Source organism: Methanolapillus africanus (assembly GCF_032714475.1).
Classification (GTDB): Archaea; Halobacteriota; Methanosarcinia; order Methanosarcinales; family Methanosarcinaceae; genus Methanolapillus; species Methanolapillus africanus.
On record NZ_JAWDKD010000018.1, the window covers coordinates 24,001 to 41,110 of the forward strand.

General features: G+C 42.3%; 16 protein-coding genes. 14 read left to right on the forward strand and 2 right to left on the reverse strand.

Annotated features, from left to right (window positions below; all coding sequences use genetic code 11):
* The first annotated feature begins 459 nt into the window (after positions 1-459).
* Positions 460-1,452, forward strand: a complete 993-nt coding sequence (locus MsAg5_RS04615) for an NOG1 family protein (RefSeq protein ID WP_338099448.1) — start codon at positions 460-462, stop codon at positions 1,450-1,452.
* Positions 1,453-1,587: 135 nt separating this feature from the next.
* Here MsAg5_RS04615 and MsAg5_RS04620 read toward each other — a convergent pair whose 3' ends face one another.
* The gene (locus tag MsAg5_RS04620) at positions 1,588-2,526 is read right to left on the reverse strand and encodes a hypothetical protein (RefSeq protein WP_338099449.1); all 939 of its coding nucleotides are present in this window, start codon (positions 2,524-2,526) and stop codon (positions 1,588-1,590) included.
* Between the two features lie 700 nt (positions 2,527-3,226).
* Between MsAg5_RS04620 and MsAg5_RS04625 the strand changes: the two genes are divergently transcribed.
* Positions 3,227-3,361 carry a hypothetical protein gene (locus MsAg5_RS04625; protein WP_338099450.1) on the forward strand — a complete coding sequence of 45 codons (135 nt, stop codon included), beginning with the start codon at positions 3,227-3,229 and terminating at the stop codon, positions 3,359-3,361.
* Here the strand turns inward: MsAg5_RS04625 and MsAg5_RS04630 are convergent.
* Positions 3,354-3,644, reverse strand: a complete 291-nt coding sequence (locus tag MsAg5_RS04630; RefSeq protein WP_338099451.1) for a chorismate mutase — start codon at positions 3,642-3,644, stop codon at positions 3,354-3,356. The genes MsAg5_RS04625 and MsAg5_RS04630 overlap by 8 nt on opposite strands.
* A gap of 354 nt (positions 3,645-3,998) precedes the next feature.
* On the opposite strand from MsAg5_RS04630, the gene MsAg5_RS04635 reads away from it, so the two are divergent.
* From MsAg5_RS04635 to MsAg5_RS04690, 12 genes are all read left to right on the forward strand, one after another.
* Complete coding sequence (locus MsAg5_RS04635; RefSeq protein ID WP_338099452.1) at positions 3,999-4,646, forward strand: Era-like GTP-binding protein; 648 nt, start codon at positions 3,999-4,001, stop codon at positions 4,644-4,646.
* 5 nt (positions 4,647-4,651) lie between these two features.
* On the forward strand, positions 4,652-5,008 hold the full coding sequence (locus MsAg5_RS04640; protein ID WP_338099453.1) for a DUF2073 domain-containing protein: 357 nt from the start codon (positions 4,652-4,654) through the stop codon (positions 5,006-5,008).
* Between the two features lie 297 nt (positions 5,009-5,305).
* Positions 5,306-5,815 carry a hypothetical protein gene (locus MsAg5_RS04645; RefSeq protein ID WP_338099454.1) on the forward strand — a complete coding sequence of 170 codons (510 nt, stop codon included), beginning with the start codon at positions 5,306-5,308 and terminating at the stop codon, positions 5,813-5,815.
* 379 nt (positions 5,816-6,194) lie between these two features.
* Entirely contained in the window at positions 6,195-7,340 is a 1,146-nt protein-coding gene (locus MsAg5_RS04650; protein WP_338099455.1) for a hydrogenase small subunit, read from the forward strand.
* Positions 7,341-7,346: 6 nt separating this feature from the next.
* Positions 7,347-9,143, forward strand: coding sequence for a nickel-dependent hydrogenase large subunit (locus MsAg5_RS04655; RefSeq protein WP_338099456.1), 1,797 nt, complete (start codon positions 7,347-7,349; stop codon positions 9,141-9,143).
* A 13-nt stretch (positions 9,144-9,156) separates the two neighbouring features.
* The gene (locus MsAg5_RS04660; RefSeq protein ID WP_338099457.1) at positions 9,157-9,963 is read left to right on the forward strand and encodes a cytochrome b/b6 domain-containing protein; all 807 of its coding nucleotides are present in this window, start codon (positions 9,157-9,159) and stop codon (positions 9,961-9,963) included.
* Between the two features lie 355 nt (positions 9,964-10,318).
* Entirely contained in the window at positions 10,319-11,131 is an 813-nt protein-coding gene (locus tag MsAg5_RS04665; RefSeq protein ID WP_338099458.1) for a DUF1638 domain-containing protein, read from the forward strand.
* A gap of 117 nt (positions 11,132-11,248) precedes the next feature.
* Complete coding sequence (locus MsAg5_RS04670) at positions 11,249-12,100, forward strand: DUF1638 domain-containing protein (RefSeq protein ID WP_338099459.1); 852 nt, start codon at positions 11,249-11,251, stop codon at positions 12,098-12,100.
* Positions 12,101-12,702: 602 nt separating this feature from the next.
* Positions 12,703-13,161 (forward strand): hypothetical protein, encoded by a 459-nt coding sequence (locus MsAg5_RS04675; protein ID WP_338099460.1) that lies wholly within the window; start codon positions 12,703-12,705, stop codon positions 13,159-13,161.
* A gap of 34 nt (positions 13,162-13,195) precedes the next feature.
* Positions 13,196-15,148: an SIR2 family protein gene (locus MsAg5_RS04680; RefSeq protein WP_338099461.1), complete on the forward strand. Its 1,953-nt coding sequence runs from the start codon at positions 13,196-13,198 to the stop codon at positions 15,146-15,148.
* Positions 15,149-15,175: 27 nt separating this feature from the next.
* Complete coding sequence (locus tag MsAg5_RS04685; RefSeq protein WP_338099462.1) at positions 15,176-15,637, forward strand: hypothetical protein; 462 nt, start codon at positions 15,176-15,178, stop codon at positions 15,635-15,637.
* A gap of 79 nt (positions 15,638-15,716) precedes the next feature.
* Positions 15,717-16,850 (forward strand): TIGR04084 family radical SAM/SPASM domain-containing protein, encoded by a 1,134-nt coding sequence (locus MsAg5_RS04690; protein ID WP_338099463.1) that lies wholly within the window; start codon positions 15,717-15,719, stop codon positions 16,848-16,850.
* Positions 16,851-17,110: the final 260 nt, after the last annotated feature.

The window sequence follows — 17,110 nt, forward strand, 5'->3', positions numbered from 1 at the left end:
TTTGTTTATTAAATTAATGATTAACAATCGCTTTAATTGTCATAATTATTTATATAGATATGCTTTGAAACGGATTTTATGAAGATTTGTCCGCGGATCTCAAGATGTCTTTTGATCCTGAAAAGCAAATAATCCGAAAAAAACGGAGCCTGTTAAAAATGACAAATCATTGAAAGTGGATTGGAGTCAAATATTTAAAGATTAATTGAAAAAAATAGAATGTAAATCAAAAATATATTAACTGCAATTGAAAATAATTGACGCCGAATCAGAACGTTCATTGAAATGCGGATTAGTCGGTTGATTGAATCCATAAAACAAAGACTTAAGAAAGGCTTATATGTCATTTGTTCCTGTATCGGTTCATTTAATCCATTTATTTCAATTTTGAATTTTCGATCAATCCGTTCTTTTGGATTCTTTCTCGGATTCTTATTGATATTTATCCGGGGTTTTAGTATGATTTTTGAGAAAATAAAAACAATTCCGACGTCTGAGGAGCTTTTGGACAAAGCGTTCCGGCGCTCGACGCGTACCATGGCCGGCAAAAAGATTGACGGCCCGACTTCCCGCTGTGAAGCGAACGAAGCGATGCTTTTGACGGCCGCCAACATTTTGACGGACAATTTATCCAACACGGCCCGCATGTTCCCGAATTTTGAATCGCTTTCCTCTTTCTATTATGACATGGCCGACATTTTGGTCGGCGTCGACAAGATTAAAAAATCGCTGTCCCGGATCGACTGGGCGTCTTCGAAAATTCACTCGATGTCGCGCGAATATGTCGGCAAAATCCGCGGCAACTCGGCGCCCGGCGACGTCCGCAAAGAAGCGTTCGGCCGCATCAGTTCCATTATTTATTCGATTGAGCCGGATTTGAAACTTCTCGGTGAAACCCGCAACATCTTGAAGGATTTGCCGGACATCCGCGAAGAGCCGACGATTATCATTGCCGGCTACCCAAACGTCGGAAAATCGAGTTTCGTTTCTTATGTGACGAACGCGACGCCCGAAATTGCGCCCTATCCGTTCACCACCAAAGGCATTCTGATCGGCCACATGATTGTGAACCACGTCCGCTATCAAGTGATTGACACGCCCGGCCTTTTGGACCGCCCGATGTCGGAGAGAAACGATATTGAGCTTCAGGCGATTACGGCATTGCGCCGGCTGGATGCCATTGTGATGATTTTGATCGATCCGAGCGAAAGCTGCGGTTACGAAATCAAAGACCAGATCAAGCTCGCCAAAGAAATCCAGGCGCGGTTTACGCTGCCGTCGATCATCGTCGGCAACAAATCCGACCGCGACGAGTTTAGAAAAGTCGATGAGGTTGACACGTACATTTCAACAAAAACCGGCGACGGTATTGATGAATTGGTTCAACAGCTTCTCAGTATGATTCCGCTTCCGGAAAAAGAGTTTGAAGAGCCGAATCCGTTCGGCTACTGATTTTTAAAAATTCTTTTTTCTATTTTTTTCTTTATTTACTTTTTTTCTGTTTTTTGTTTTTTGTTTTTTTTGGCGGCATCGGGCGCGCGCGTTACGGCACGCATTTTCTTTTTGATTCAAAAGTGGGTGCACTTTTCAAATGATATGAATAGAAACCAAAAAGTCCTCTTGCGCTTTTTTATTTTCTTCCAGTTTTGCGTCCAATTCAGACCCTTTTTCGGTCAGAAGTTCTTTAATTTTAATTAAATACGAAATCAACCTCTTGATTTCATTCAGATTTCCGCGGATTTGTTTTCGGATGAAGTAATCTGTGAAAAAGTTGTCAAACCAAAAGTCGATAACGCGTTCGAATCCGGTTATTTTGACCAAATCAAAATCACAAATTTGGCTCACGTCTTTGAGTTCCAGTTCCAGAAATTTCAATTTGGCATTCAGCCGGACAAGTTTATCTTCAGCGGCGTTGACGTGCGGATATTTTGCAAAAGATATGATGTTCAAGCCGGCCCACATATCGACAGCCGCCCAGCCTTCGGCTTTTGTGAGCGAGACTTTAACGTCTTCCGCCGCTTCACGGGCAACCGACGCTGCATAAATCGCTTCCGCGACTTCCGTTTTTTGGCGTGCGAGAAAATCCCGTTCCGATTCCAGTTTCAAATACCTGAGTCCGTCCGGCACGGATAAATTTCCGTCAAGATATTTTCGGCGTTTTTCAAGAGCGGTTTCATATTGCTGCGACATTTGGAGCAATTCCAGAATTCGTTCGGCCAGGTCATTCTTTTTGGTTTTCAAAAGCTTCAAATCAGCCGCCGCTTTATCATAGTTCAGCTTGGCGCTGATTTCGCCTTGAATTTCCTTTTCGACTTTCTCATCATGTTTTCCGGTCATTTTCAGCGCGAAAGACGACAACGATTTCTTTTGAATTTGGACGACGTCGCGTTTTTCTTTTTCGTATTTCCGAAGAAGTTTATCGACGGTTTTTTCATCCGCGGCGATGTTGTTGTCAATGATTTCCATTTTTTCCTGAAGAACAGATAATGTTGACAGTTTGTCGCGGATTTCGATTAAATTTTCCATAAATATCATTCCGAATTTATCTATTAAAAATTATGGTGACGGAAATCATAAATTGATATTTTTCAGCTTTCAGTTCACTATTTCAGTTTTCAGTTTCAGTTTTAGTTTCAGTTTTAGTTTCTGTTTTTCCGTTCTTTATTTTTCATTTCTTTTCCATGAAAGCCGTCCAGCTTAAACAGACGCGTTTCGCGTCTGTTTAAGCGGATTATTTTAACAAGATAGATTGGAAATACAAACAATAGGTGCAAATTGGATCAGGAAATATGTGTATTGTTGGAAACAGCAGGTGCAAACTGCAATCTAAAAACAGTCAACTGTAGGTGCAAATTGGAATTTTAAAATAGTGAACTGCAGCTGTAAACTGAAATCTAAAAATAGTAAACTGCAGATGCGAACTGAAATCTAAAAATAGTCACCTGTGGGTGCAATCTGCTACTGAAAATGTATCTTACTAATGGGATTCCGCAAAATACAGACGCAAAGCGTCTGATTTTGCGGGTTGGTTTGCACGGGAAGTTTGAACAAGCAACACCAAACTTTACGCGAAGGGAGCCGTTCACGCAGCGAATTTTTAGAATCAGACTCCCACCGCTTTTGAAAAATTCCTAGCGAAGCGACGGAATTTTTGCGTCAGAATTTGCGGGATGGTTTGCTTGATTTTGAAAAAAAATTATGGGGCGGTTCTTTTGATTCAAAATAAATGGAAGAACAATTTCTAAAAACGCAAAATAAAAATGGTCGCTATAACGCGCGCGCAGCCGCTCGCCAAAAAAAGAAACAAAAAAGGGAAATAAATAAAAAAATGAATGAATACAAAGACAACGCCATTAAATGACGTTCATATGTCCGCTGTATTCGTTTTGTTTTTCAATGCTCATTTGAATCAAAATCTCAAAGATTTGCCGGACGGAGTCGACGTCCAGATTTTTTTCAACAGCAAGGCTGGAGGCCCGGTCGAGCACTTTTTGCATTTGCTCTTCATCTCGAATCGGCTTGTTCATTTCTTTTTTGGACGACAGAATCTCGCTGGCCAAATTTGTTCTCATTTCAATTAAATCCATGATCTCTCGGTCAATGAGTCTCATCTTTTCTCGGGTTGCCTCTAATTTACCGGTCATTTCGGTCACCTCACATACATTTGAATATTGAATCATTCATCACAAAATGCGGTCAAGCATGGCTTAAGAGCCGCAAATGTACCATTACTATAATCCGCTTATTATATATAGTTTCATTCGAGATGTTTGCCCGTTCTACTGTTTCATAAAACGGCTGTGTGTCTTTAAATATATTTTTAATGACTGAATGAAATGTCATGAAATTTATAAATACTAGGTCTAACATTTTTGCTTATCTATATTTCCCTTCCGAAATATATATACACAATTTCAATTCAAGAGCGATAGTTCTAAATTCGCCATTTATTTGTTTATTAGTAGAGTCTAGTCTATTTTCCCGTTTGGAGGAAAAACATGAGTGTCGTTAACAGCGTCAAAAATAGATTTTCAAAATTTTTCGGTAAATTATTCAAGAAGAAAAATGCCTGCATCGGTATCTATGGTCCGCCGAATGCCGGAAAGACCACATTGGCGAACCGCATTGTGAAAGATTGGAGAGACGAAAGCTCCGAAGAACCGCTCGGTTCCGTTTCTCACATTGCGCACGAAACCCGTAAAGCGCAGCGCCACCACAAGCTGGAAATCGAATCCAAGGGCAACAAAATCTGTCTCGACGTCGTCGACACGCCGGGATTGGCCACCAAAATCGACTTCCACGACTTCATGAAAGAAGGCATGGGCGAAAAAGAATCCAAACAACGCTCCAAAGAAGCGACAGAAGGCGTTATCGAGTCCGTCAAATGGCTGGACGATTTGGACGGCGTCATTCTGGTGATGGACGCGACGGAAAACCCGTACACCCAAGTCAACGTGACCGTGATCGGCAACATGGAAGCCCGAAAGCTCCCCTTGCTGATCGTCGCCAACAAAATCGATTTGCCGACTTCGGATCCGGACGCCATCCGGGAAGCTTTCCCGCAGCACCCGTTCATCGCGATTTCCGCGCTTGACGGCACCAACATGGAAACGTTTTACGAAGCGGTTGCCAAACAATTCGGGTGATTCACATGAGCGATATTCAGTTAGATTTGGTTTCCGACGCCAAATTATCCAAAATGGGTTCCACCGAAAAGGTGCGCTACATCATCGATGAAGTCCGCAAAGGCAAAATCATGGTGCTTGAAAAAGGACTCGATCCGATGGAAGAAGCAAAATTGATCGAAATGACCATGAGCGAAATCCACGACGATTTCGTCGGTCTTGAAATCGAAAGCTACCCCCGCGAAAACAACGCGTCGTTTTTGGGCAAATTACTCAAAAAAGATTCCGGCCAGCAAAAATTGACCGTCATCGGACCGGCCAACCAATTAAAAACGCTCCGGAAGGACAATTCTTTAATCAGCACTTTGGTGTCGACAAAATAATGCGTTTCCCGCATTATTTTATTTTCTTTTTTATTTATCTTCTTTCTGTTTTTTGTTCATCATTTATGTTTGGATACTCATAATAGTCGGTTTTGTTCTATATTACCATCTGCAAATCTATGATTTTTTATTTTTATGGTATTTTATTCCGTTTTTATTATGATTATATTTAGGAAAATTTTTAAATCTGGGTGTTCTATTTGATGGTATCCGAATGCAAAAATTATAATTATTATTCAGTTAGTATCTCTTCGCGTATTGTTTTTGACAAGCCTTTGTTGGATGGTGTTTTATTTGTTGCAAAAAGACTTTCAATCTCCGGAAAAAATCGATGCCAAAATTCCGGGAATCAACCCGCAGAATTTGGTTTCTTTTGAAATGGGCAATGAAAATATCACACTGGTTTGTACTTACGGCAAAATTTCCATGGCGCTGAACCGTCAAGTCACCGACTACTCGATCGGAAAAATCCTCAAAAGCATTTCCGTCATCGACAACTCCACGTCGCACGAAATGGAAATCTTATGCGATTTTGACGATATTCCGATGTATCAGACCATGGGCTACACATTGGTCACTTACGGGCGCCATAACGGAAAATACCGCGTGACTTTTAACATTCCGTTCTCGTCCGAAAAAGCGCTTTACAATTTAACCGTCTCTTTTTTTAAAGAACTCGATAAGCAAAAAACGCTCAAAAAAGACTTCTACTGGAACGGCAAAGACAACGATATCCTCAAGCTTTTTTTTGAATTAAAGGATATGGAAAACTGGAACGTCAAAACCGTTAAAAACAAAGAACAATAATGGAAGGCCTTAACAAAGTGTGGCCGCATTGGTTCGGATCCGTTTTTCCTGTTTTTTGTGTAAAATCGTTATAAATCAATCTTTAATTCGATGTAAAACCATGTCAATTTTTTTTAAATTTTCCGGTTGTTCCGTCGAACCGGTTAAAAAATTTCGTCGACACAAATCTTTTTTTATTTGATAATTATGTGTCTCTTGATTCTATTTTTGAAAATGCCCGCGCCTTCATTTTTAATATATATTTATCATTATAAATTCTATCCGAATCCGTCCATTCAACACGTTTTATAATTACGATTAATGGAAAACGTTTATATACAGCATGTAGGATATAGTCTCAGGCTACTATTAATTAATGTTTACAGTAGAGGGTTTTCAAATGGCTAGTGAAAAATTAAATATCATTGATCAATTCAAAAATCTTGATGTCCTCAAGATGGACCGCCGCACGTTTTTAAAGGCGGTCGCGGCCCTCGGAGCAACAAGCTTTGTTTCGGTTTACGGATCTCAACTTGCAGACGCAATTTCGTTCTCTGAAACAAAAGTGTTGTGGCTTCATGGCGCCGAATGTACCGGCTGTTCAGAATCTGCGCTCAACGGTGAAAAACCGGAATTCGCAGACGCGCTTCGCCAACTGAACATCAGCTTGACCTACCACGAAACGCTTTTGGCGCAGCAGGGTATTTTCAACGACGGCGAACTTGTGAACACACAAGACTTAAACGCCGAAATTCTTCTCCACAACTTGATTGAAGCCGGCAACTACATCCTTGTCGTTGAAGGATCAATCGGAAACGGTCCCGACGGAACCGGAAAAATCTGCATGTACGGCGGAAACACTTTCAAATCCGTGTTCGAACACGCGGCGAAGAACGCAAACGCCATCATCGCGATGGGAACCTGCGCCACCTACGGCGGAATTACCGTCACCGACGGCGCCACCAAAGACTACTGCGACTTCAAAGGCGTTATGCAAACCGAGTCCGACAGAAACGGTGGCATGCTCCAACTTCTCGGCATCAACAAGCCCTGCATTAACTTGCCCGGCTGCCCGGCCCACCCCGACTGGTTCTTCTTGACCGTTGCGGGACTTTTACTCAACAAATTCAGTTTGACCGACACCAGCTGGCTTGACGCCGACGGCAGACCGAAAGTCTTCTATCCGCCCAACGCTGTTTTGCACGACAACTGCCCGCGCCGCGGATACTATGACAGAGGCGTTCTCGACAAAGACATCGCACAAGGCGGCTGTCTCTGGAAAATCGGCTGCAAGGCCCCGTACGTTCACGCAGACTGCGCTCTCCGCAAGTGGAACGACGGCACCAGCTTGTGTATGCAAGCCGGCGGTCCCTGCATTGCTTGTGTCGAACCCATCTTCCCGAACGGATCCATGCCTTTCTATGAAGAAAAAGAAAGCACCGAAATCTTATTCGGCGTCAACATGGGAATGGTCGCAGCGGCCGTCATCGGTATCGCTGTTGTTGCAGCCGGCGTTCACGCTGTCCGCAGAATGAAGAAGGAGTGATGAAAAATGGTAAAAGTTACAGTTGACCCGTTAACCAGAATCGAAGGACACATGCGCGTGTCTGCCGAAGTCGACAGCAAAGGATATGTTTCATACGCACAAAGCGGCGGTATGCTTTTCAGAGGATTCGAAAGAATGCTCCAAGATAAAGACCCGAGAGACGCTTCCCTTCACGTTGCCAGAATTTGCGGTGTTTGTCCGATTTCCCACTCCATGACCGCGACCAATGCGCTCGATGACCTTTACGGCGTTGCCGAAAGCATCCCGCAAAACGCGCTCGCCGTCAGAAACTTCATCCAGGCTGCCAACATGATTGCCAGCCACGCGACGCACATCTACATTTTATTCGGTCCCGACTTGGCCAACCCGAGATATAGAGACGTTTTAACCAGCTCCCAGTTGGGTCTCGGCGCGACCGGACAATCCGTCTGGGGCGAATTGGTCGGCCGTTTTGCACCGATCAGCTACACCATCGACGGAAAACCGATTCCGGTCGGAAGCAGCTACATCAATGCGATCCCGGAAAAGAAAAGACTCCAGGAAGCCATCGCTCTCTTCGGCGGTAAAATGCCCCACCAGGCCGTTACCCGTGCCGGCGGTGTCACATGCACCCCGGACGCCGGCGATATCACAAAAGCCGCAGCGATTTACTTAAAGGTCATGGACTTCGTCAACAACTACACCCTTGGTGTTCCGGTTGACCAGTGGGTGGCCAACACAGCGAAAGCAAGCTCCCCGGCCGCAGCCGTTAAGTTCGTCGTCGACCACTTATCCGGCTTGGTCAACAAGACCAAAAACAATGACTTCTCCAGAGCCAACGGCTGGAAAGACGTCGAACTCTTCGCAGCGTTCGGTTCCGAACTTGTCGGTGAGAAGCTCCTCGGTCTTCCGGTCAGCTTAAGACTCGACAAACTCGGCGGCTACACCAACCCGAACACAATCAGCTTCCTCTCTTATGGTTCTTACTACAAGGGAGACCAAGACGGCTACTCTCCGGAAAGCAAAGCCGGCGAGCGTTTCATGACCTCCGGTGTTATGTCCGGCAGCTTGAAATATGAAGAACTCGACCCGTCCAAGATTACCGAAAGCATCCAGTGCGCCTTCTACGAAGACGACGTTGTTTCCAGACACCCGTACGACGGAACCACTGTTCCGGTGTCCGACGCGAACCAAATTAACTATGAAGGTCCGGTTGACTCCAAATACAGCTGGCTCAAAGCACCGCGCTACAACGGTGTTCCGGCCGAAGTCGGTCCGCTGGCCCGCTTGATCGTCGCTCAAGACCCGCTTATCATGGGACTCGCCCAAGCCTTCGTTGACGCAGGCATGTCTCCGGCAAACGTTTACACCAGAGTGCTTGCCCGCATGCACGAAACCGCCATCTTGGCCGACCAAATCGTCAACTGGCTCAACGCTATCGACCCCGCAGACCGCAAGTTCTCCGTTCCGCTCGACTTCAAAGCCGCCAAAGACGGCCAAGGCATGGGACTCTGGGAAGCTCCGCGCGGCGCGCTCGGCCACTGGGTCAGCACCAACAGCTCCGGTAAAGTTAAAAACTACCAAGCCATCGTGCCGAGTACCTGGAACTTGTGTCCGAGAGACGAAAACGGAATTCCGAGCCCGGTTGAGCAAGCGCTCGTCGGAAACGCGGTTTCCGGTATCGACAACGTTCTTGGCGCTGACTTCACGAACCCCATCGCGCTTATGCACGTTGGCCGTTCCTATGACCCGTGTATCGCTTGTGCGATTCACACCATTGACGCAACCGGCAAGAACGCTCCGAGAAACTACGAGTTGTTCTGAGGGGGTTATGTAAATGACCGAAAATGTAAAGGACAACAAAACAAATTCCGCCAAGAAAGTTCAGGCAACCGCTGATGAGAAGGCAACGGTTCAACGTTACAACTGGGTTGAACGCTGGACGCACACGTTCCACGCCATCGCTATGCTGGTTCTTCTCTTCACCGGTTTTGCGATCTACTTCCGCTGGGACTTTGTGACGTTCCACAACGCACGCGCCTGGCACATGATCGCCGTTCCGGTTTTGATTGTGACCAACTGGTTCTTGGTGCCGTACGGGATCTTCTCTGAAGGATACGCCGAAGGCGGCATTAAGGGCGTTGTCAGCCACTTTAAGAACGGGTACATCTTTGGAAAAGATGACTACTTGCGCTTGAAGGGTATGATTCTCAACTTCTTCGGAAAGCAAGCTGAATACCCGCCGTTTACCGTCTATGACAAGAAAACCGGCCACTATGTGACGAAACTTCACCCGATGTTTAAGATCTTGATCGTTCTGGAAGGAATGTGTATCTTCTTGATCTTCATCACCGGTATCGTTCTCTACAAAGTGGATTGGTCTCTCCTCGGTCTCCCGATCGCGGAATGGATCACCTGGATCTTCAACTGGATCGGTCAATGGTTCAACATGAACGGCCTCGAACTCATCCGCTGGGTCCACCTCGCTTTGACGTACTTCTTCGTCTTTGAATTGATCGTCCACGTCTTTATCTTGGAATTCGATCCCAAGGTTTTCAAGTACTGGAAATCCATTTTCATCAACGGAAAAGAAGACCTCGACGGACCTGTTGTGGAAGTTGTTGAAGACGCTCACCACAAGTGATATTTAAAAAAGAGTTGAGTTGAAAAACTCAACTTTCTTTCTCTTTTTTTTTGTTCATTTTCAGACTTGTGTTTTTGATTTTTTTGTTTTTTATTATTTGTTATCTGTTTTTTTGGCGGCGCCGTGCGCGCGCGTTATAACGTCGGCTTTTTACAAATTGTCAAAAGTCGGGGCTGTTTTTTATAAATCGTCAAAAAGGGTCCGTTTTTTTAACCATCATTCAAAAATGATCTGTTTATCATCTTCCATTTCGGTTCGAATATTTCAAAGGGTTTATTAATCTTTAATCGGATATTAGCTCTAATTTGTTTTTCATTGAGTGATATTTTTTTTATTTAATGGATATGTGATTTTTATGGCAACGATGGGAATTTTAGCATGCAAGATGCTTCAAGATGAAATTGTTTACTTGATTCAGCAAAATCCGGACATTGAATCGGTTTATGTCGTCACGAACGGCGAGCACATCGAGTTTGTTCACAAACTGCGGGACTGCAACATTGATTTTAAACCGGTTGACAGTGTTTCGGAACTTCCGGACATTGACAAATCTGCGGCTGATTCCGGCAAACTTTCGTTAGTGGTCTGGCAATTGGAACTTGGTCTCCACGAAACGCCGAAACGCTTGAAGGTGGAAGTTTATGACCGGCTGACCGAATTTTCAAAAAAGGCAGACGGTATTTTGCTTCTTTACGGGCTTTGCGGCAACGTTCTCGGCGACGTGGAAGAAGATTTCAAAGAAATCTGTCCGATTGTGATTCTTCGTGATCCGGATGGTAACATTGCGGACGACTGCATCGGGGCGACGCTGGGCAGCCGGAAAACATACGCCAATTTGCTCAAAAGCTTCGGCGGCGTCGGCACTTTTATTTTTACGCCTATGTATGAGGCGACGATCGATGAGTTTTTCCAATACAAGCGGATGAGCGCCGTTCAAAAGCTATCCGAGGAACAAATTATTGAAATGAACAAATTTATGTTTGAGGCGTCCAATTACAAACGGGTTGCCCGTTTAGAGACCGGGCTGACATACACGGGCGACACATCCGAGAACGTCAAACGGTTCGCCGAGATGTATAATTTTGAAATTTTCGAAATGAGCGGTGGTAATCAGAAAGTTTTTGACACTTGTTTCTTGAAATTAAAAAATATGATTGTATGTGTTTGAGGGGGATTTTTTGGTTGTATAGTTTGGTTGTATGGTTTGGTTGCCAATGTTTTGATTGTGATTACTTGATGTCAATTTACAAAGGATATGAGTGATTTAATGTCTATATTGGGAATTTTGGCATGTAAAATGCTTCAGGATGAAATTGTTCATTTGATTCAAAACGATTCGGATATTGGAGACGTTTTGATTGTTGAGAATGGCGAACACATTGATTTTGTTCAAAAATTGGACGAATTGGATATTTCTTACAAACTCATTCCGTCTGTTGATGTTTTGCCGGACCGCATCCGGTCCAAAGATCCGAATGAATTGCCGCTGCCGGCGTGCAGCACGCTGGACGACCCGGAATCACCTGATTATGATCCGGCGACGGTTTCTTTGGTGATTTGGCAGCTGGATTTAGGTCTTCATGAAGTTCCGAAAAAACTGAAGGTGCAAGTCTATCACGATTTGCCGATCATGATGCCGAAAGTCGACGGCGTTTTTCTGTTCTACGGCCTTTGCGGCAACGTTTTGCTGACCGTGGAAGAGGATTTCCATGACGACAACTGTCCGGTTTTGATTCTCCGGGATTCGGACGGCATTATCATTGACGACTGCATCGGCGGCGCCGTCGGCGGCCGGGCCAAATACGCGCAGCTGCTCAAGAGTTTCAAAGGCGTCGGCACATTTATTTTAACGCCGATGTACGCCCGGTACGCCACGGAAGATTTTTTCGGCTACGGGCAAGCAGCTTCCGGCTTTACAAACGAGCAGATGTATGAAATGAACAAATACATGTTTGAGGCGTCCGGTTATAAACAAGCGGCCGTTCTTGAAACAGGTCTTTGTTACACCAAAAATGTGGAAGAAAACGCCAAAACATTCGCCGATAAATACAATTTCGACGTCATTCGGCTGGGCGGCGGCAACCAGCAAATCTTTGAGGATTGCTACCGGAAAATAAAAGAGAAAATCGGAGATTGATTCTTTCTATTTCTTTTTTTCTATTTTTTCTTTTTGTTTCATTTTTTTGGCGAGCTGTTGCGCGCGCGTTATGGCGACACATTTTCATTTTGCGTTTTTAGGAGGCGGGGGTCGTTTTTTGAAGATGTCAAGCAAACCACCCCGTAAAATCAAACGCGATAGCGTTTGTATTTTACGGATACCGCAAACAGATACAATTTTAACAGCAAACTGCGGGTGCAAATTGGATTAGGAATCAACTGTATTGTCAGAAACGGCGGTGCAGATTGGAACAAGAAATGATCTGTATTGTTAGAAACAGCAGGTGCAATTGGAATTTAAAAATAGTTAACAGTAGGTGCAATTGGAATCTAAAACTATACATCTACTGATTCTGCCATCGTATCTTACTTTTAGAGTTATCCGCCAAGTTCAGCCCGCCTCACGCCTTCGGCGCTCGGCGTTCTGAACTTGCGGGTCCATATCGGGAACAGGTGTCACACACAATTGCCGCCTATTTTGGTATGAGAACCACAAACCTTAATTAAATTCATAACAGTTTTAGAGGAGCGATTTTGAATTCTTTTTATTATTCTGTTGTGTTTAATGGGGGAAAAATAATTATGAGCATGTCAAAACAGGAAAAGCTGGGCGTCATGAATTTTATGCTGGACATTCTGGTCATCATCACGCTGAAATACTTCTTTTTGCCGGCCGACATGGCGGTGACGTCTGAAAACTTACTGCCGCTCGCCGGTTACATTATTATTGCGCTTGTGGCCATCAACGTCGTCGTTTGGTTCATTTTGCTGCGCTATTTCCAAATCTCCAAAAAGAACACGTGGCTTTTCGTCTACGAAATCCTGTTCGTGCTGTCGTTGATCGTTCTTTACGGCGGACTTTACTTCAACTTGTTCCCGGAAATGATTTTGAAACACCTTTTGAGCGGTGTCGGCCTTTTCCTGATCGTTCAATTGATTTTGGGTGTGTTTTTCTCGTACAGCATTTTCGGCATTCCGTTAAAACCGACGCCGGGACAATCTAAGGCAAAAGCGAACAGCCAAAAAAGAGCAAAAGAGTAATAAGTTTTAAATTTTAATATATGTGAGGTTGGTCGTGTTGATCGAAAATTGCAATTGGTCGGATGATAAGGTACAAAAGGAAATTATAGAATTGATAAATGAGAGGAAATTAATACCTGTTATTGGTTCTGGATTTACGTGGGGATGTGCTACTAATTCGGGATCGGTTCCTGATGGTAATACCATGTTAAAACACCTTATAGAGTTCTTGTCAAAAGCAAGTGGAAATTCCAAAGAATTTTATAATAAATATGATTTTTCAGAAATATGCACTTTATTTGAAGAAACTGTGCCTAAAAAAGACCAACATGAGTATTTTATAAAAAATTTCACAGGCGTAAAACTTCCTGAAAATAAAATACATTTTTTGGATATAAATTGGCGATATATTTATACATTAAATATTGATGATGGTATTGAAACCAATTGTCCAAAATATAAGATTATTTTACCTCGACGCGATTATAATGAAGATTACTTTAGCAATTTTGAAACGGTTTTCAAGATTCATGGGGATGTTCATTTTTATTTACATAGTAATGAAGAATTAATTCTTAATAGCCGACAATATACTGAAAGTTTAATGAATAATAAGGATATGTTAGCAAGGTTCAAGACGGATTTTGCTGAAAATAATCTACTATACATTGGTTGTAGCCTGATTAAAGAACGTGATTTACTTTCGGTTATACGTTCTGCAATAGCAAACGGACATAAACAACGTAAAACCTATTATGTTTCTTCAGAACCATTATCATCTGAAGATAAAATTTTATTGAAAGATTTTGGGGTAACTACATGTGTCATTGTAAATGATTATAACACATTCTATAATGATGTTATTAGATTATCATCCGTACCTTCCATTAAGTCGGAAGATGCATTTATTGATTTTTATTGTGATCCGACAATTTCGATTATTCCTAAAAGGTTATCAAATATGGAATATCTTCTAAATTCTAATAATTTGGTTCGTGTCCCATATGATAAAACGATATATAAACCTCATTTTTTTATAAGTCGTGATGCCATTAAATCTATTTTGAATAAATTAAAAAGAAACCCTATTCATATTGTTTACGGGCGCCGAATTTCAGGAAAAACTTTTTGTCTTATCGATATTTGTGAATCTATTAAAGATAAAAATTTATTTTTTTTCCCATCGAATATAGAAATAGATTTTGAAATTCTTAAAAAATTAGTGTCTGAGGATCGAAGGGCACTTATTTTTGATACAGGTTGCTTGGAACAACAGCATTTGATATGGATAATAAACAATAAGACTCGTTGGGAAAAGCAAGGCATTATTTTTGTTATTGCAATTAATTCATCGGAACGAAAATCTATTGATTTATACGATTCAAACGATCTATATGAAACAACCGAGATTGAAAATCATTTTAGTGAACGGGAATTAAAATCCTTTAATTCTCTTCTTTCAAATTGTAATATTCCTAAATTTTTGCAATGGACATCAGTTAAAAAATACGGTAGAAAAATCCATCTTTCAATCTTAGATAACCTCTGCAAACTTTCATCAGACTTTTCCAATGACTATACTCAATTTAATATGTCAGGTATTAATTCAGCTAAAAAAATGGTTCCATTGCTTCTTCTTGCAACAAATAAAGAAATTAACTTCAATTCTATGAATTATTTTAATATTCACAAAGAATGCCAAAATTTAGTAGATAATTTTCCAACAGTTTTTGAGTATAGTTTCAATGAAAATATTTCTGGAATCTCAAGAAGAGACACAAGAGGAAAAATAATTGTAAATGCACGATATTATTTGTTGAAAGTGTTAAATGAATATGCAAACGATAAAGAAAATCATAATAATATATTGGATGCCTATAAATATATATATGAAAAAATTGAAGAATCTGAGACAGATGAGTACTTTATTTCAAGAAAAATGCTGGATTTCATTAAATTTGATGTAATAAATGACATATTCTATAGCAGGGGTGGTAGCCTCATTTAGTATATTTATGAAGGTTTAGCAGATAATATGAATGAAAATCCGCAATTCAAGCATCAACGTGCAAAAAGTATTTTGTGGCTGTGTTCTGATTCGGAATCGCACCTTCTTTTAGCAGCAGACTACGTAAAAGTTGCGAGATATGATACTGAAAATAATCCTTCATTACCCGAAAATGATAAACTAAAAATTGCATTAGAACATATTAAGTATACACAATCTAAAATTTACGGGCGCATATGTGTATTGCAAAAATATGAAAAGATTAAATATGTAGAATATGCACTTCAATATTATGAAGATGCATTATCAGAAAATGACATTTTGTTGAAATCCATAAAAAAGAAAAGTGAAAAGAGCACTTACGACGATCTGAAAAATCTTATAATTCATGTTACAAATAATAATTTTTCAGAAGAATTGACACAGAAAGCAATTAATTTAATGTGTCTTACCGATATTGAAGTCAAATTCGCTAATAAAATGGAATAAATTTTGTAATTTTAAAAAACCTTTAAATACATTTCTTCCCATGGAAAAATCAAAAATAAAGTACAATAGGAAGAAATGTATGGTTAACTTTTTTGTAACGCTGACAATGGCGTGCGATTTGGAATGCCGGTATTGTTACGGCGAAGTCTGCGACTGTTTTGATGATTTCGACGACGGGATCGCGGTCGATTACGACGTTCCCGAACAAATCAGCTATGAAACAAAAGCATTAGTTGATTTTATTTCAAAGGACAAAGACGCTGTTGTGATTTTTTACGGCGGCGAACCGCTTCTCGAACTCGATAAAATGACCGAGATGATGGACACCATCCCTGCCAAAACTTTTTTGCTGCACACAAACGGTACCCAGCTCGATTTAGTTCCCCCAAATTATCTTCAGCGTCTGCACACGATTTCTATTTCCATTGACGGTAACCGCGAACTGACGGATTATTATCGTGGGATTGGCGTGTACGACACGATTGCTAAAAACGCGACCATCGCGCGCCAAAAAGGATTCTCCGGGGAAATTATTGCCCGGATGACGGTTCAGGAAGAAACCGACATTTATGAAAGCGTCATGCACCTCTTATCCAATCCTGATTTCTCATTTGACAGCGTTCATTGGCAGCTCAACGCGCTGTTCTGGCGCAACGATTACAAGAACCGCAAGGAAACTTTCCGCCAATGGCTGGACGACAGCTACAACCCCGGAATCCGCCGGCTGGTGAACACCTGGGTGGAAACGATGAAAACGGGCGGCACCGTTCTTCAAATGTATCCGTTCGTCGGCATTATGAATTCGCTTTTGCTGGGCAAAAAAACGCATCTGCGGTGCGGCGCCGGCTGGACGGAATACAACGTTCAAACCGACGGCAAATTGTCGCCGTGCCCGGTCATGAGCGGTATGAGCGATTTCTATTCGGGCGACATTTTCCACGAAAACCCGAACCGGCTTCGCGTGATTCACGTCTCCGGCCTTTGCAAAGCTTGTGACATCCTCGACATTTGCGGCGGCCGCTGCCTTTACGCAAACGCCACCATGAAATGGGGCGTCGACGGCTTCAAAGAAATCTGCGGAACCATTCGGTTCCTGATCGGCGAGCTTCAACGTGTGAAACCCGATGTCGAAAAATTGATTGCGGACGGAAAGATCGATATCGGGGATTTTTCAAATCACATCGAATACAACAGCTGCGAAATTATTCCATGATGGGCGGCTATGCGCGCGTAATGGCACACATTTTTTCTTTTGCTTACAAAATACACATATCGATTTTAAACGATGTCAAGCAAACCATCCCGCAAAATCAGACGCTTTGCGTCTGTATTTTGCGGATTCTGATCCGTAAGATGCATTGATTTAAAAATTCAGATTGCACCTACTGTTCACTATTTTTAAATTTCAGATTGTACCTGCAGATGACTATTTTTTAGATTTCAGTTTGCACCTACGGGTGGCTGCTTTTAGAT

What these genes read in the sequence shown, in the direction of transcription:
- MsAg5_RS04690 (WP_338099463.1), top strand. Translation starts at nt 15,717, where the DNA reads ATGGTTAACTTTTTTGTAACGCTGACAATGGCGTGCGATTTGGAATGC.
- MsAg5_RS04650 (WP_338099455.1), top strand. Translation starts at nt 6,195, where the DNA reads ATGGCTAGTGAAAAATTAAATATCATTGATCAATTCAAAAATCTTGAT.
- MsAg5_RS04635 (WP_338099452.1), top strand. Translation starts at nt 3,999, where the DNA reads ATGAGTGTCGTTAACAGCGTCAAAAATAGATTTTCAAAATTTTTCGGT.
- MsAg5_RS04630 (WP_338099451.1), bottom strand. Translation starts at nt 3,644, where the DNA reads ATGACCGGTAAATTAGAGGCAACCCGAGAAAAGATGAGACTCATTGAC.
- MsAg5_RS04675 (WP_338099460.1), top strand. Translation starts at nt 12,703, where the DNA reads ATGAGCATGTCAAAACAGGAAAAGCTGGGCGTCATGAATTTTATGCTG.
- MsAg5_RS04665 (WP_338099458.1), top strand. Translation starts at nt 10,319, where the DNA reads ATGGCAACGATGGGAATTTTAGCATGCAAGATGCTTCAAGATGAAATT.
- MsAg5_RS04655 (WP_338099456.1), top strand. Translation starts at nt 7,347, where the DNA reads ATGGTAAAAGTTACAGTTGACCCGTTAACCAGAATCGAAGGACACATG.
- MsAg5_RS04640 (WP_338099453.1), top strand. Translation starts at nt 4,652, where the DNA reads ATGAGCGATATTCAGTTAGATTTGGTTTCCGACGCCAAATTATCCAAA.
- MsAg5_RS04660 (WP_338099457.1), top strand. Translation starts at nt 9,157, where the DNA reads ATGACCGAAAATGTAAAGGACAACAAAACAAATTCCGCCAAGAAAGTT.
- MsAg5_RS04685 (WP_338099462.1), top strand. Translation starts at nt 15,176, where the DNA reads ATGAATGAAAATCCGCAATTCAAGCATCAACGTGCAAAAAGTATTTTG.
- MsAg5_RS04615 (WP_338099448.1), top strand. Translation starts at nt 460, where the DNA reads ATGATTTTTGAGAAAATAAAAACAATTCCGACGTCTGAGGAGCTTTTG.
- MsAg5_RS04625 (WP_338099450.1), top strand. Translation starts at nt 3,227, where the DNA reads ATGGAAGAACAATTTCTAAAAACGCAAAATAAAAATGGTCGCTATAAC.
- MsAg5_RS04620 (WP_338099449.1), bottom strand. Translation starts at nt 2,526, where the DNA reads ATGGAAAATTTAATCGAAATCCGCGACAAACTGTCAACATTATCTGTT.